Consider the following 15,013-nt stretch of genomic DNA (forward strand, 5'->3'; position numbering starts at 1 on the left):
CCAGATTACTGGGCCGTCACCGCGAGGACGCGCTCGGCCAGCCGGTCCGAACCGCCGTCGAACCACTCGATCCGCTTGTCCCGCCGGAACCAGGACCGTTGCCTGCGCACGAACCTCCGGGTGGCCTGCGCGGTCGCCTCGGCGGCGGCGCGCAAGTCGCCGTCGCCGTCGATCGCGGCGATCACCTGCTGGTAGCCCAGCGCCCTCGACGCGGTGAGCCCGTCGCGGAGTCCCTGCCCCAGCAACGTCTCGACTTCGCCTGCCAGTCCGGCCTCGAACATGATCTCGACGCGACGATCGACGCGGGCGTCGAGTTCGGCGGGTTCGCGGTCGATGCCGATCAGGACCGTGCCGTACCGCGCGGGACCCGGTTTCGGCAGGTTCGCCGAGAACGGTTCGCCGGTGATCTCGATGACCTCCAGCGCGCGCACGATCCGGCGGGTGTTGGTCGGCAGGATGGCCGTGGCGGCGATCGGGTCCTGTTCGGTGAGCCGCGCGTGCATCGCGGCGACGCCGAGTTCGTCGGCTTCGGCGGTCAGCCGGGCTCGCACGGCGGGATCGGTGCCCGGGAACTTGAGGTCGTCGAGCACCGCTTGGACGTAGAGACCCGACCCGCCGGTGAGGATCGGCACGCGACCGGCGTCCAGGAGCTCTTCGACGCGCGCGCGTGCGTCGCGCTGGTACGCGGCGACGGACGCCGTCTCGGTGACGTCGAGGACGTCCAGCAGGTGATGCGGCACGCCCCGCCGCTCCTCGACGGTCGCCTTGGCCGTCCCGATGTCCATCCCGCGGTACAGCTGGAGCGCGTCGGCGTTGACCACCTCACCCCCAAGGGTGAGGGCGAGCTCGACGGCCAGCGCGGTCTTCCCGGTCGCCGTGGGCCCGACGACCGCGACCGGCCGGATCACGCCCGCTCCCAGACGGCGACGTGGTAGCCGACGCCGAACGGCGCGGCCGAGTAGAGGACGTCGGCGGTCCAGGCCCCGTCCGCCGCGAGCCCGGCGAGGACCTGCCAGGGCGCGCGGCCGCCCGCCCCGAGTTCGGCGGCGAGCGCCGGGTCGAGTGCGGCCAACGCGCCGGTGTCGGCCTCGGCCAGCGCGTCGCGGACCCCGGCGTCGAAACCTTCCGCGCGCGCGTCCTCACCACCGGGGGAACGCGGGCCGTGCCTGCTCGAACCGTCACCGAGGACGAGCACCGCGGTGTGCTCCCCCAGTTCACGGGCGAACAGTTCGCACTGGTCGGGAGTGGTCCCCGGGTCGACGAGACGGACCCGGGCGGAGGAGGCGCCCGCCTGTTCGCGCAGCCAGCCGGCCACGAGCGCGGGCAGCGGCAGCTCCGTCACGGGCGCCGTCACCCGGCTGAGTGAGATGCCGAGGTCGACGCCGTAGCCCCGGAAAGTTCCGCTCGCGTGTTCCGGCACCCCGGGGGCGCCCGGAGCGGCGCCGACGACCACCCAGTCCGGGGAAGCGCTGGTCAGGCGCCGCGCGGCGGCGAGACAGGCTTCGCGCAGCTCGGCGCACACGTCCGCCGCTCCGGCGGCCAGTTCGGGGATGAGCAGCGGGGGTTGCGGGAGCACGGCGACACGGCGGATCACGGCCGCCGACGTTACCTTCCCCGCCGTCTACGTCCTGCAACCGACCGACACGGAGCGTCCACCGGAAGTAGGATCACGGCGCTCCGGTGATTCATCTGGTTCCACGGTGGACGCTGAGCTGCTTGAATGCCGCAAGGGGTTGATGCCCCCGAAGCAAGACGGCAACGCATTACCCGGCCCCGCCGCTAGGCGGGGCGCCCGCGCCAGCGGGCGTACAGGCGATAAGGAGCCTGCGATGGCCCAGGAGAACACGTCCACCGGTACCCCGGCACCGCACCCCGTGCCGCACGCGCTCGGTGGCGGGCACGCCGCACCCCCCGTGCCGCCCGCCGAGCCCAGCCCGTCCGCTTGGGGCAGGGTCGACGAAGAAGGAACGGTCTACGTCACCACCGCCGACGGTGAACGCGCGGTCGGTGTCTGGCAGGCGGGGAGCCCGGACGAGGGTCTGCTCCACTACGCGCGGCGTTTCGACGACCTGCGCACCGAGGTCGAGCTGCTGGAGACGCGGCTGGAGTCCGGCGCCGGCGACCCGAAGCACGCGCTGGCGACGGCCACGCAACTGCGTGACGGCCTCGCCGAAGCCGCCGTCGTCGGCGACATCGCCGCGCTGAGCGGCCGCATCGAGCAGGTCATCGCCCACGCCGAGAAGGCGCTGGCCTCGGCCAAGCAGGAGCGTGAAGAGGCCCGCGCGGCCGCCGTCGTCCGCAAGCAGGCGCTGGCCGACGAGGCCGAGAAGCTGGCCGCCGAGTCGACCCAGTGGAAGGCCGCCGGCGACCGGCTGCGCGCCATCCTGGACGAGTGGAAGACCGTCAAGGGCGTCGACCGCAAGACCGACGACGAGCTGTGGAAGCGGTTCTCGAAGGCGCGTGAGGCGTTCAACCGGCGTCGCGGCTCGCATTTCGCCGAGCTCGACAAGCAGCGCGCGGGCGCCAAGCACCGCAAGGAAGAGCTGATCGCCGAGGCCGAGTCGCTCTCGGAGTCGTCGGACTGGGGTGACACGGCGGGTCGCTACAAGGACCTGATGACCGAGTGGAAGGCCGCCGGTCGCGCGCCCAAGGACAGCGACGAGGCGCTCTGGCAGCGTTTCCGCGCCGCACAGGACAAGTTCTTCGCGCGCCGGTCCGCGGTGTTCTCCGAGCGGGACGCCGAGTTCACGGCCAACGCGCAGCAGAAGGAAGAGCTGCTCGTCGAGGCCGAGAAGATCGATCCGGCCGCGAACCTCGACGGCGCGAAGCAGCACCTGCGCCGCATCCAGGAGCAGTGGGACGAGATCGGCAAGGTCCCGCGCGAGCGCATCCGCGAGCTGGACGGGCGCCTGAAGGCCGTGCAGGACGCGGTCAAGTCGGCCGAGGACAGCAAGTGGCGGCGGACCGACCCGGAGGCGCAGGCCAGGGCGGCGCAGTTCCGCGAGCGGGTCGAGCAGTTCGAGTCGCAGGCGGCGAAGGCCCGCGCGGCCGGTGACGAGCGGCGCGCGAAGAAGGCGGACGAGCAGGCCGCGCAGTGGCGTGAGTGGCTCGAGGCGGCGGAGGCGGCCATCGCGGACCGGTAGGCACCCAGGCTGCCCAAGTACATGAAGGCCCCCTTCCTTGCGCCTGGCGCAAGGAAGGGGGCCTTCATGTACAGCAAACGGGCAAGCGCCGGTATCGCGTGGGGCGAGGGGGCGTGAGTGGCGGTGTCGTGTGATCGGCGGGACGACTCGCGTGACGGGATGGACGACACGCGTGTCCGGAGGGACGACTCGCTGGCCTTGCGTGAGTCTCGAGCGCCTCGCCCGGGACGCTCACCGTCTCGAAAGTGGCTTTCGCGACGTCCGGCAGCCCACGCATCACACCACCTTCAGCCTCACGCGCGTCACTCCATTGTGGAGCGACGCCTAGCACCTTCGTGCGCATTCGGGCGCTCTCCGCGCCCCGCCGTGCTCCACTTCGAGCATGAACCACACGCCGATTTCACGGATCACCAGGACGTTCGCCGTCCTGGTGGCAGGGAACGTCCTGGCCGGGATCGTCCCGGCGGCGGCCGTCGCGGTACCCGCGTCGCCGACCTCGTCCGAGCGGACGAGCGTCCACAAGAAGAAAAGGTCAAGATCGAGGCGAAGGCCGACAAGAGCAAGGTCAAGGGCCGCCTCGACGTCGTCGCCGACTCAGCGGCCGGAGAAGGCCGGGACGCGACCGGAGCACTGGAGCTCATCGTCGTCCAGAAACTCGTCGCGGGCGTCTGGGTCGACCTGAGCAACGGCTCCTGCAAGCCCAACGGCAGCTTCGTGCTCAGCCTCAGCTTCAGCGTCAAGGCTTCGCTCACGCTCAGGGTGTACCACCCGGAAACCACGCTTTACGCCAGCGCGACGTCGAGCGTCTTCGGCGTCGTGGTCGTTTAGCCGCGCGAGAACGCGGCCCGCATCCAGTAGATGGCCAGCGCGACGGTGGCGATCCAGGCGACGATCAGGCCGAAGCCCGGACCGCCACCGGCCGCGCCGGTCGCGTGCGAGGACTGCTGGGACCAGATCGCGAGCATGCCGTCGACGGAGGCGAACCAGCCGCCCGCGGCGCAGACCCAGGCCAGCCACCAGCGCCGGGTCACCAGCGCGACGGCGCCGACGAAGACCCCGATGCCGGTGGAGGTCGCGGCGAACAGCTGCGGGATCCCGCCGCCCCTGCCGAGCAGCACCTCCCAGCCGGCGTGTTCGCCGACCCACGGCAGCAGCTGCGCGATCAGCAGCACGAACACCAGCACGGCGATGGAGAACCCGCGCCTGCCCAGCTCGACCGTCTTGGCCGCGCGCTGGCCGACCTCGTCGATCTCGGCGGCGAGTTCGTCGATTTCGGGATGGTTCTTCGGTTCGGTCACAGTGCACACCCGCTCACCGGTTCCGGCGTGACGGCCGGGGCGCCGAAGCCCGGCAGGCCCAGTGTCACGCCGTTGGTCTTCGGCCGGAGCCCGGCCTCGGAGTTGTCGCCCGCCTTGGTGCGCCGGTGCGACAGCAGGTCGCCGTCGGCGACGAGGTGGTGCGGAGCGCCGTAGGTCACCACGGTCTCGACGATGTCGCCCGGCCGCACCGACCGGTCCACCAGGGACCCGGTCGGCGTGAAGTGGACGAGCCTGCCGTCGCGGGCCCGGCCGCTCATCCGCTGGGTCTCGGTGTCCTTGCGGCCCTCGCCGGAGGCGACCAGCAGCTCGACGCGCCGTCCGACGATCTTCTTGTTCTCGTCCCAGGAGATGTCGTTCTGCAGCTTGACGAGCCGTTCGTAGCGCTCCTGCACGACCTCCTTCGGCAGCTGCCCGGCCATCTCGGCGGCGGGCGTGCCGGGCCGGATCGAGTACTGGAAGGTGAACGCGCTGGAGAACCGCGCCTGCGCGACGACGTCGAGCGTCGCCTGGAAGTCTTCCTCGGTCTCGCCGGGGAAGCCGACGATGATGTCGGTGGTGATCGCGGCGTCGGGCATCGCCTCGCGCACGCGGTCGAGGATCTTGAGGTAGCGCGCCGACCGGTAGGACCGCTTCATCTCGCGCAGCACCCGGTCCGAGCCGGACTGCAGCGGCATGTGCAGCTGGTGGCACACGTTCGGGGTCTCGGCCATCGCGTCGATGACGTCGTCGGTGAACGCCGCCGGATGCGGCGAGGTGAAGCGGACGCGCTCCAGCCCCTCCACCGAACCGCAGGCCCGCAGGAGCTTGCCGAACGCGAGCCGGTCGCCGAATTCGACGCCGTAGGAGTTCACGTTCTGGCCGAGCAGGGTCACTTCCAGCACGCCTTCGGCGACGAGCGCCTCGACCTCGGCCAGGATCTCGCCGGGACGGCGGTCGCGTTCCTTGCCCCGCAGCGCCGGGACGATGCAGAACGTGCAGGTGTTGTTGCAGCCGACCGAAATCGACACCCAGCCCGCGTACGCGGAGTCGCGCTTCGCCGGGAGCGTCGAGGGGAAGGTCTCGAGCGATTCGAGGATCTCGACCTCGGCCTCGGCGTTGTGCCGCGCGCGCTCCAGCAGCGTCGGCAGCGCGCCGATGTTGTGCGTGCCGAACACGACGTCGACCCAGGGGGCGCGCTTGACGATCTCGCCGCGGTCCTTCTGCGCGAGGCAGCCGCCGACGGCGATCTGCATGTCCGGCTTCGCGGTCTTCTGCGGGCGCAGATGGCCGAGGGTGCCGTACAGCTTGTTGTCCGCGTTCTCCCGCACGGCGCAGGTGTTGAACACGATCAGGTCGGGTGCGGCCTCGCCGTCACCCGGGACGTAGCCGGCGTCTTCGAGCTGCCCTGCAAGACGTTCGGAGTCATGCACGTTCATCTGGCAGCCGAAGGTGCGGATCTGGTAAGTGCGCGCGCTCATCTCGCCTTCGAGGGTACGCGGGCGGGGTTCCATGGCACGATCGACCCTCATGAGGAGACCAGGCGTACTGGCGGCGGTGATCGCCGTGGTCTGCGCCCTGGTCACCGGGTGCGGACCGGATCTGTCCGGGACGAGGGTGCGGATCGCGGCCGGGCTCAACGGCGGCGTCTACGACAAGCTGGCCGAGGCGCTGGCCGACGCGTGGGCCGCGCAGCTGGGCACAGAGCGGCCGGAGATCCAGGAGACGCAGGGCTCCCCGGACAACATCGACCGGGTGCGCGCGGGGAAGGCCGAAGTCGCGTTCGTGGCCGCCGACGTCGCCGCCGCGAGGTCCGCCGGGCTGGCGGCGCTGGCCCGCGTGCACGACGACTACCTGCACGTCATCGTGCGGGCCGACTCGCCGATCAAGTCGTTCGCCCAGCTGCGGGGGCGCAAGGTCGCGATCGGCTCGCCGGACTCCGGCGTCGAGTTCCTGTCGAACCAGCTGCTCAAGGCGTCCGGGCTGACCGGCGGGATCGACCGGCGCAACCTGGGCCTTCCCGAGGCGCTGCCCGCGCTGGAGAACCGGCAGATCGACGCCGTGATCTGGTCGGGCGGGCTGCCGACGCCGTCGATCACCGAGAAGGTGCACACGGTCGGCCTGCGGCTGCTCGACATCACCGACCTCGCGGACGCCCTGCGGGCCACCAGCCCGGTGTACCGGACGGCGACCATCCCGGTGACCGCCTACAACCTGCCGTCGCCGGTGACCACACTCGTCCTGCCGAACTTCCTGGTGGTGCCGACGTCGATGCGCGACGACGTCGCCGAGGCGCTGGTGCGCGGGTTGTTCGACGCGCGGGACCAGCTGGTCAAAGCGGCCGGGGCGGCGCTGTCGATCGACGTCCACCCCGCCATCGAGACCTCTCCCCTGCCGCTGCACCCCGGCGCGCTGCGGTACTTCCGGTCACTCAAGGACTAGGCGCGACCGGCAGGGTCACGGTCACTTCGAGGCCGCCACCCTCGGGTGAGCCCAGTCGCAGCGAGCCGTCCGAGCGGACCATGATCTCGGTGACGATCGCCAGGCCGAGGCCGGATCCGGGCACGTTCTGATGCGCGGTGCTGCGCCAGAACCGGTCCGCCGCGCGGTCGAGTTCGTCGTCGCGGAGACCCGGCCCGTGGTCCCGGACGGCGATCTCCACGTTCCCTTCCACGACGCTGACGGCGACCCGCACCTCCGTGCCCGGCTCGGTGAACTTGAGCGCGTTGTCCAGCAGCGCGTCGAGCACCACTTCGAGCCCGCGCGCGGGTGTGAGCACCCGCAGCCCGCCGCCCAGTCCGGTCGCGACCAGCGAGATGTCGCGCGCCGCGCCGACCACGGTCCAGTCGGCGACCCGGGCGCCCACGGCCTCGTCGAGGCCGACCGGCACCAGTTCGCCGCCCGAGGCCTCGGCGCGGGCCAGGGAGAGGAGTTCGTCGAGGATCTGGTTGAGCCGCCTGGCGTCGACGACGGCGGCTTCGAGGTCCGCCGCGGCCAGGTCGTCGTCGACGTGCCCGTCGAGGTTTCCGAGCCGGATCTTCAACGCCGTCAACGGGTTCCGCAGCTGGTGGGAGGCGTCGGCGACGAACGCGCGCTGCGCCGAGAGGGCCTCGTCGACGCTGGCGGCCATCCGGTCGAAGGACCGTTCGAGCTGGCGCAGTTCCGGCGGACCGCCGGATTCCTCCACTCGCTTGACCTCGCGTCCGCTGACCACGGCGGCGACCAGCGCGCCGGTGGCGTCGTCGAGCCGCCGGACCGGCCGCAGGATCCAGCGCACCACCGGGACCGCGACCAGCAGCGCGAACCCGAAGGCCAGCACCGCGCCCGTCGCGATGAGCAGCCACCACCACAGCAGTTCGGTGCGGGCCTTGTCGGTCGAGGACACGGTGATCACCGCGCCCCGGACCTCGCCGTCGATCAGGATCGGCTCGGCCAGCACCAGCGGTTCGGTGTTCCACGGCATCAGCAGCGGCCCGGGCTCGGAACGCCGTCCCGCCAGCGCCTCCTGCAGATGCGAGGCGATGACGGGGTCCTTGAGGTCGATCCCGATCGCGTCGCCGGGTCCGCGGGCCACGGCCTCGCCGTCCTGGTCGGCGATCGCCACCGGCACCCCGTAGACCTCGGTGTAGCGGCGGAGCTCGTCCACGATCAGGTCCGGCCGGTTCTCCACCAGCGGGCGCTGGGCCAGCGACGCGAACCGGGAGGTGTCGGTGAGACGGTCGAGGAAGAGGTCGAGCTGCACACTGGCCGCCACGCTGAGCGCGAGCGGGATGCCGAGGCCGAACACGAGTGCCGCGACCAGCGTCAGCACGATCGCCTGGAGCCGGACGCGCACCGGCTCAGCCCTCTTCTGCCGGGCCGTAGGCGCCGCCGAGGCGGTAGCCGACGCCGCGGACGGTCTCGATCAGCGCGGGCCTGCCCAGTTTGGTCCGCAGGGTGGCGACGTGGACGTCGAGCGAGCGGCTCTCCGCCGGTCCGCGGTGCCCCCAGACCTCGTTCAGCACGTGGTCACGGGCGCAGACCGCGCCGCGGGCGGTGACCACCAGCGCGAGGACCTGGAACTCCTTGCGGGACAACGAAACCGGCCGGCCGTCGACCTGCACCTCGTGACGCCCGATGTCGACCGACACATCACCCGCCCGGATGACGCCCGGCGGTTCGGGCGCGGCCGGGCGCTCACCGCGGCGACGGCGCACGGCCTCGACGCGGGCGACGAGCTCGTCGACGTCGTAAGGCTTCACCAGATAGTCGTCGGCGCCGGACCGCAGGCCCTGGATCCGGTCGTCGACCTCGCCGCGCGCCGAAACGACGATCACCGCGACGTCGCTGACGGCGCGGATCCGGCGGCACAGCACGATCCCGTCGATGTCGGGCAGTCCCAGGTCGAGCAGGATCACGTCGACGTCGTGCACCAGATCGAGCACCCCGGCGCCGGAGGCCAGGCGTTTGATCGTCAGGCCGCGCCGGGCCAGCGCGGGCGTCAAGGCGCCCGCGACCCGGTCGTCGTCCTCCACCAGCAGTACCCGCACCCGTGTCTTCCCTTTCACGCCGTCCCCGCACCGCGACGACTTGAAGAACGACTCTATGGGGTGAGTCACCCCTCGCGCTGCCTGTCCCGGCCCGGTGAGCGATCCGTCGCAGGCGGTAATGGTCACGATGCGTCACAGATCTTGTGTGACCCCGGTTACGGGACACCCCCGCCTTGTCTAGGCTGATCAGCGCCGGACGGCGGCGGATCGGGCCGTCCGGTGGCTTGAGAACGATACGGACTTGAAACCCTAAGTATTGGTCAAGCCGCCTTTACAAGCGGTCCGACGGGAGTAGGTTTCCGCCATCGCGTGGTGCCTGACCCCGCAGTCCCCTGCAAACGAACGCTCCTGGAGGCCAGATGACCGCGGAGGTGGCGGCGCCGATGATCAAGGCGGCCGCCGTGAACAAGTACTTCGGCGACCTGCACGTGCTCAAGGAGATCAACCTCGAGGTGCCGCGTGGGCAGGTCGTGGTCGTGCTCGGGCCGTCCGGGTCTGGCAAGTCGACGCTGTGCCGGGCGATCAACCGGCTGGAACCCATCAACTCGGGCGAGATCGCGGTGGACGGCGTTCCCCTGCCCGCCGAGGGGAAGGCGCTGGCCGCGCTGCGCGCCGACGTCGGCATGGTGTTCCAGTCGTTCAACCTGTTCGCGCACAAGACGATCGTCGAGAACGTCATGCTGGCGCCGATGAAGGTCCGCAAGGTCAACTCGGCCGAAGCCCGCAAGACGGCGATGGACCTGCTGGAGCGCGTCGGCATCGCCAACCAGGCCGACAAGTACCCGGCGCAGCTTTCCGGCGGGCAGCAGCAGCGTGTGGCGATCGCCCGCGCGCTGGCCATGCGCCCCAAGGTGATGCTGTTCGACGAGCCGACCTCGGCGCTGGACCCGGAAATGGTCCAGGAGGTCCTCGACGTGATGACCACGCTCGCGAAGGACGGGATGACGATGCTCGTCGTCACCCACGAGATGGGCTTCGCGCGGCGCGCGGCGAACCGGGTGGTGTTCATGTCCGACGGCGAGATCGTCGAGGACTCCACCCCGGACGACTTCTTCACCAAGCCGAAGACGGACCGTGCCAAGGACTTCCTCGGCAAGATCCTGACCCACTGAGGACTTCCCCGCCGGCCGGTATGGCTGGACAAGATCCGGAAGGAAACTGAGAACAATGCGGTTGAACCGAGTTCTGCGTATGAGCGCGGCCGTCGTGGCGGCCGGTCTCGCCCTCACCGCCTGCGGTGGCGGCGGGTCCGACACCGGCAGTGGCTCCGGCGCCAAGAACGTGGTGGCGAAGGCCAAGAACGACAAGAAGCTGACCATCGGCATCAAGTTCGACCAGCCGGGCCTCGGCCAGAAGCAGTCGGACGGCAGCTACGCCGGGTTCGACGTCGACGTGGCGAAGTACATCGCCAAGGAGCTCGGCGTCGAAGAGTCGGGGATCACCTGGAAGGAAGCGCAGTCCGCGCAGCGTGAGGACCTGATCAAGAAGGGTGAGGTCGACTACATCGTCGCCACCTACTCGATCACCGACAAGCGCAAGAACGAGGTCTCCTTCGCGGGACCGTACTTCATCGCCCACCAGGATCTGCTGGTCCAGGCCGACAACACCGACATCACCGGCCCCGAGTCGCTGACCGGTAACAAGAAGCTCTGCTCGGTCAAGGGTTCGACCCCGGCGCAGAACGTCAAGGAAAAGTACGCCAAGGAAGTCCAGCTGCAGGAAGTCGGCAAGTACACCGACTGCGTCACCTCGCTGCTCAACAAGACCGTCGACGCGATGACCACCGACGACGTGATCCTCGCGGGCTACGCCTCGCAGCAGCCGGGCAAGCTGAAGCTGGTCGGCAAGGGCTTCACCGACGAGAAGTACGGCGTCGGCCTGAAGAAGGACGACACCGAGAGCATCACCGCGATCAACAACGCGATCAAGAAGATGCAGCAGGACGGCGCGTGGAAGGCCGCTCTGGAGAAGAACGTCGGTCCGTCGGGCTACAAGATCCCGGAGCCCCCGGCCATCTCCTGACACCCGGCTCGCTGAGCCGCTGAACTGAAGGAATCGAACGGTGCGCCGTGTACCGCGGCGCACCGTTCCCATACCGAGGCTGGGTTGAGCACCTTGTTCGATTTCCTCGACAATCCCAATTACGACTTGCTCGGCGCCTTCTGGATGACGATCAAGCTGACCTTCTTCTCCGCGATCGGCTCCCTGATCTGGGGCACGATCCTGGTGGGGATGCGGGTCAGCCCGGTTCCGATCATGCGGGCGTTCGGCACCGCCTACGTCAACATCTTCCGGAACACCCCGCTGACGGTGATCATCGTCTTCACGTCGCTGGGACTGTCCTCCACCCTGGGGATCAACCTGGCCTCGAAGGATTCGACGACGTCGTTGGAGGACAACTTCTTCCGGCTCGCGATCCTCGGCTTCATCGCCTACACGGCGACGTTCGTCTGTGAATCGCTGCGGTCGGGCATCAACACCGTGCCCGTCGGGCAGGCCGAAGCGGCCCGCGCGCTCGGCCTCGGTTTCTTCCAGGTGCTGACGCTGATCGTGCTGCCGCAGGCGTTCCGGTCGGTGATCGCGCCGCTGACCAACGTGATGATCGCGTTGCTGAAGAACACCACGGTCGCCTCGATCATCGGTGTCGCCGAAGCGTCGCTGCTGATGTCGGAGATGGTGGAGAACGAGTCCGACTCGCTGCTCCTGGTCTTCCTCCTGTTCGCCGCCGGGTTCGTCATCCTGGTCCTCCCCCTCGGCCTGCTGCTGGGCTGGGTCGCCAAGAAGGTCGAGGTCAAGCGATGAGCAGCACGCAGACCGTTCTGTACGACATTCCCGGCCCGAAGGCGCGGGCGCGAAACTGGCTCTACAGCGTGCTTTTCGTGCTCGTCCTGGCGCTGGTGATCTACTTCGTCTACACCGGCTTCGACGAGAAGGGCCAGTGGGCGGGCGCCCTCTGGAAGCCGTTCATCGATGGTTCGACGTGGACGCAGTTCCTGCTTCCGGGCCTGCTCAACACCTTGAAGGCGGCCGGGCTTTCGATCCTGATCGCGCTGCCGATCGGGGCGCTGCTGGGCATCGGCCGGCTGTCGGAGCACAAGTGGATCCGGCTGCCGGTCAGCTGGATCGTGGAGTTCTTCCGCGCCATCCCGGTGCTGCTGCTGATGGTCTTCGCCGCGGCGTTCTACGCGTACTACACCGGCATCGACTCCGAGATCCGTCCGCTCTTCGCGGCGGTCACCGGTCTGGTGCTCTACAACGGCTCGGTCATGGCCGAGGTGTTCCGGGCGGGCATCCTCGCGCTGCCCAAGGGGCAGGCCGAGGCCTCGTCCGCGCTGGGTCTCCGCAAGACCCAGACGATGATCAACATCCTGCTGCCGCAAGCGGTCACGCTGATGCTGCCGGCGTTGGTCAGCCAGCTGGTCGTCATCCTGAAGGACACCGCGCTGGCCGGTCAGCTGACCATCGGCTTCGACGAGCTGATCCGCGGCTCCGGTCCGCTCACCGGTCTCTACGGCAACACGATCCCGACGCTGATCGTCGTCGCGATCATCTTCATCGTGCTGAACCTGCTCCTGACCCAGTTCGCGAGGTGGCTGGAGAACAAGCTGGCCCGGCGGAAGAAGGCACCCAAGGGCGCCAAGCCGATGCACGACGCACCCGCGTCCGTCGTCGACGCCACCGACTTCAACACTGGTCGGGCGGTCTAGGCTCCGCAGAAGTCCGTGAAGGCCCCCTTCCTCGCGTCAGGCGCGAGGAAGGGGGCCTTCCTGTGTCTCGGGGATACGGCCTCTTGGTCCTGTCGGGGCGGCGGTCCGGTCGACTAGCGTCGGCCGTATGGCGGACCAGGCCGCGGCGTTGCGCGAAGCGCTGCCGGACCTGGCGGGCAGGTCGGTCCTGGTCGTCGGGTGCGGCGATGGCCGCTTTCCCCGCCTGTTCCGCGGCGACGGCGCTCGCCGGGTGGTCGGGGTCGACGCGGACAAGGCGCTGATCGCGGTCGCGCAGCGCGAAGAGGAACGCGATCCCGCCGGGATCTCCTACGAGGTCCACCAGCTCGCCCGGCTGCCGGTGATGGGCGCCTTCGACGTCGTCGTGGCTTTCCTCGACGCTGCGAGCCATCTCGGCCGGATCGCCGCGAGCCTGGTGGCGGGCGGGCGGCTCGTGGTCGTCGCCACGAACGGACTCGACCTGGAAGAAGCCTTGCGGGACAACGGTTTCCAGAACGTCGTGCGGCATCGCCACGAAAGCGGCGACGTGCACGGCGCCCGCAAGGCGTCCTGAGTCGCGCACCCTGGTGTCGAGCCAGGCTGGCCGGGGCTATGAATCCCGGCCGGTCGCCGGACCGTGCGCGTCTGGCGGTGTGAACCGCACGGAGCCCACACCGCCGCACCGGTACGACGGAACAGGTTTCCCCGCCGTGCCGGGGGTTTGGCCTGGAACACGCCCCCGGCGCACACTGCGCGCCGAAAGCCTTCGTTCCAGAAGTACCCCTGCCAGGAATCGAACCTGGACCCCGGCGTTCGTAGCGCCGTACTCTTTCCGTTGAGCTACAAGGGTTTGCCCCACACAAGAAAAAGCCGCCCGTTCGGTTTCCCGGAGGGCGGCTCCGCACAAGCGACGTCGAATCACGACGACGGCGGGGAGCCGCTCTTTTCCACCATGCCGAAGCGAGCCGGACAGGCGCCGGCGAACTCGCGTCGCCACGTCATGTTCGCCATTCGGCCTCCTCGGTCGGTGTCTGCGACCATCTTCCGCGACCACCCGATCGTGGTCAATTTCTTTTACTCCCGAACGAACTCGCTGGTCAGAGTCCTGTTGCAGGTCGTTAACCAGACTGCTACGTTTTCGGTGATCGATTGTCGAAGCGCAGGGGGCGCTGACTGAGAGTCGAGATTCCCCTGGGGAGGGAAGTATTCATGAAAGCCATTCACAAGGCGGCGGGAATCGTCGCCACCGCGGGATTGTCGGCGGCTTTGCTCCTGACACCACCGGCTTACGCGGACACGGACACACCGTTCGGCAAAGGCAATTGCACGGCCCGGCTGCAAGGATTCACGACGTCCGATCAGTCCGGTTCCTGGGAACAGCTCAACGTTTCTTCCGGGTGCAACGCGAACGAACCTCTCGTTCTGCAGATCCAGACCGAACTGCTCTTCTACGGCATCGCCAGCAACGGCAGCCGGACCGAGTTCGTCGGCCCGACCACGGGCAACCACCTGGTCAAGGGACCGCCGAACGCGCGGCAGATGCTCGCCCAGGCCAGCGCGCCGCCCACCGGTTTCGACCAGTACTGCGCTTCGGCGACCGTGTACTACAGCGGCGTGGCCGGTGACCCGTCCGGCGGCGGCACGCTGACCCAGGACTCCGGCGTCGTCTGCTGGAGCTGAGGAAGGGGTTTGCCGTGAACAAGAAGACCTGGCTGCTCGCCGGTGTGGCGAGCCTGGCCTTGACCTCGATCCCCGCCGTCGCGCAAGCCGGTTACCCGGCCTGTTGGGGTCAGCTGAACATCGCGGGACGAGACCTAGGCAGCGCGATCGAATGGGGTGGGCTGTACACCTGCCAGCCCGTCATCGGCGGCGACTACGACGCGGACTGGACCGTGTCCGCGGACGGCGCCGTGATCCGGTCCGGCAAGTTCCAGCCCGCCATCAACGACACGCAGACGGCCTTCCCGGTCGTCTACGTGGATCTGCCGAACCCGGCGCCGCTCGTCTCGAAGCACGTCAAGGTGTCGGTGACGTTCAACGCGAAACCGCCGTCGAACGCGTCGCTCTCGACCGAACGAGACGTCACCTACGACCCGAACGGCTGACAGCCTCGTGAGCGGATAGGGACGAGTTCTCTTGAGAGGTGAGGCGAAAGTGGCGTGCTCGTTCGTCGGCGTGTCGGCTTCGGATGTTGTGAAAGCCACTTTCACAACGTTCCGAGCCTCCGCTGCCCACGCGCGTGCGCCGGTCCGTGAAGGCCTCCTTGAGGGACCCAGAGTCCCTCAAGGAGGCCTTCACGGACTTGAGCGGAGAGCGGGCTAGACTCCGCTCGATGCGTATCA

General features: G+C 69.2%; 16 protein-coding genes and 1 tRNA gene. 10 read left to right on the forward strand and 7 right to left on the reverse strand.

The genetic code is table 11. The annotated features are described in order from the left end of the window. Positions 1–5: 5 nt before the first annotated feature. Positions 6–908, reverse strand: coding sequence for a tRNA (adenosine(37)-N6)-dimethylallyltransferase MiaA (miaA, locus tag AB0N89_RS23060; RefSeq protein WP_364207585.1), 903 nt, complete (start codon positions 906–908; stop codon positions 6–8). Next, the gene (locus AB0N89_RS23065; protein WP_364207587.1) at positions 905–1,594 is read right to left on the reverse strand and encodes a class III extradiol dioxygenase subunit B-like domain-containing protein; all 690 of its coding nucleotides are present in this window, start codon (positions 1,592–1,594) and stop codon (positions 905–907) included. The genes miaA and AB0N89_RS23065 overlap by 4 nt, the downstream gene beginning before the upstream one ends. A gap of 235 nt (positions 1,595–1,829) precedes the next feature. Here AB0N89_RS23065 and AB0N89_RS23070 point away from each other — a divergent pair, with 235 nt between their 5' ends. Next, positions 1,830–3,143: a DUF349 domain-containing protein gene (locus AB0N89_RS23070; protein WP_364207589.1), complete on the forward strand. Its 1,314-nt coding sequence runs from the start codon at positions 1,830–1,832 to the stop codon at positions 3,141–3,143. Positions 3,144–3,509: 366 nt separating this feature from the next. Next, positions 3,510–3,971, forward strand: coding sequence for a hypothetical protein (locus AB0N89_RS23075; protein WP_364207591.1), 462 nt, complete (start codon positions 3,510–3,512; stop codon positions 3,969–3,971). Here the strand turns inward: AB0N89_RS23075 and AB0N89_RS23080 are convergent. Together AB0N89_RS23080 and miaB are read right to left on the reverse strand one after the other, a co-directional pair. Further along, the gene (locus AB0N89_RS23080; RefSeq protein ID WP_364207593.1) at positions 3,968–4,441 is read right to left on the reverse strand and encodes a hypothetical protein; all 474 of its coding nucleotides are present in this window, start codon (positions 4,439–4,441) and stop codon (positions 3,968–3,970) included. The two genes, AB0N89_RS23075 and AB0N89_RS23080, sit on opposite strands and share 4 nt — an antisense overlap. Continuing rightward, complete coding sequence (miaB, locus tag AB0N89_RS23085) at positions 4,438–5,952, reverse strand: tRNA (N6-isopentenyl adenosine(37)-C2)-methylthiotransferase MiaB (RefSeq protein WP_364207614.1); 1,515 nt, start codon at positions 5,950–5,952, stop codon at positions 4,438–4,440. The genes AB0N89_RS23080 and miaB overlap by 4 nt, the downstream gene beginning before the upstream one ends. A gap of 16 nt (positions 5,953–5,968) precedes the next feature. On the opposite strand from miaB, the gene AB0N89_RS23090 reads away from it, so the two are divergent. Beyond that, a complete protein-coding gene (locus AB0N89_RS23090) occupies positions 5,969–6,880 on the forward strand; it encodes a TAXI family TRAP transporter solute-binding subunit (protein ID WP_364207595.1) in 912 nt (303 codons plus the stop codon). Here AB0N89_RS23090 and AB0N89_RS23095 read toward each other — a convergent pair. Beyond that, a complete protein-coding gene (locus tag AB0N89_RS23095) occupies positions 6,870–8,273 on the reverse strand; it encodes a HAMP domain-containing sensor histidine kinase (RefSeq protein WP_364207597.1) in 1,404 nt (467 codons plus the stop codon). The genes AB0N89_RS23090 and AB0N89_RS23095 overlap by 11 nt on opposite strands. A 4-nt stretch (positions 8,274–8,277) precedes the next feature. Then, positions 8,278–8,967, reverse strand: coding sequence for a response regulator transcription factor (locus tag AB0N89_RS23100; protein WP_364207599.1), 690 nt, complete (start codon positions 8,965–8,967; stop codon positions 8,278–8,280). 383 nt (positions 8,968–9,350) lie between these two features. Here AB0N89_RS23100 and AB0N89_RS23105 point away from each other — a divergent pair, with 383 nt between their 5' ends. The 5 genes from AB0N89_RS23105 (at position 9,351) to AB0N89_RS23125 (ending at position 13,245) form a co-directional block, all read left to right on the forward strand. Then, complete coding sequence (locus AB0N89_RS23105; RefSeq protein WP_007029281.1) at positions 9,351–10,079, forward strand: amino acid ABC transporter ATP-binding protein; 729 nt, start codon at positions 9,351–9,353, stop codon at positions 10,077–10,079. Positions 10,080–10,134: 55 nt separating this feature from the next. Beyond that, a complete protein-coding gene (locus AB0N89_RS23110; RefSeq protein ID WP_364207601.1) occupies positions 10,135–10,989 on the forward strand; it encodes a glutamate ABC transporter substrate-binding protein in 855 nt (284 codons plus the stop codon). 84 nt (positions 10,990–11,073) lie between these two features. Beyond that, positions 11,074–11,769 carry an amino acid ABC transporter permease gene (locus AB0N89_RS23115; protein WP_007029283.1) on the forward strand — a complete coding sequence of 232 codons (696 nt, stop codon included), beginning with the start codon at positions 11,074–11,076 and terminating at the stop codon, positions 11,767–11,769. Further along, positions 11,766–12,674, forward strand: a complete 909-nt coding sequence (locus tag AB0N89_RS23120) for an amino acid ABC transporter permease (RefSeq protein WP_364207604.1) — start codon at positions 11,766–11,768, stop codon at positions 12,672–12,674. Before AB0N89_RS23115 ends, AB0N89_RS23120 begins: the two co-directional genes overlap by 4 nt. Positions 12,675–12,801: 127 nt before the next feature. Further along, on the forward strand, positions 12,802–13,245 hold the full coding sequence (locus AB0N89_RS23125) for a class I SAM-dependent methyltransferase (RefSeq protein ID WP_364207606.1): 444 nt from the start codon (positions 12,802–12,804) through the stop codon (positions 13,243–13,245). A gap of 204 nt (positions 13,246–13,449) precedes the next feature. Here AB0N89_RS23125 and AB0N89_RS23130 read toward each other — a convergent pair. Continuing rightward, positions 13,450–13,521, reverse strand: a tRNA-Arg gene (locus AB0N89_RS23130). A 359-nt stretch (positions 13,522–13,880) separates the two neighbouring features. On the opposite strand from AB0N89_RS23130, the gene AB0N89_RS23135 reads away from it, so the two are divergent. Both AB0N89_RS23135 and AB0N89_RS23140 read left to right on the forward strand, forming a co-directional pair. Continuing rightward, on the forward strand, positions 13,881–14,351 hold the full coding sequence (locus AB0N89_RS23135) for a hypothetical protein (RefSeq protein ID WP_364207608.1): 471 nt from the start codon (positions 13,881–13,883) through the stop codon (positions 14,349–14,351). 14 nt (positions 14,352–14,365) lie between these two features. Further along, complete coding sequence (locus AB0N89_RS23140; protein WP_364207610.1) at positions 14,366–14,776, forward strand: hypothetical protein; 411 nt, start codon at positions 14,366–14,368, stop codon at positions 14,774–14,776. Positions 14,777–15,013 lie beyond the last annotated feature (237 nt).

The sequence above is a fragment of the Amycolatopsis sp. NPDC089917 genome (genome assembly GCF_040684635.1).
Lineage (GTDB): Bacteria > Actinomycetota > Actinomycetes > Mycobacteriales > Pseudonocardiaceae > Amycolatopsis.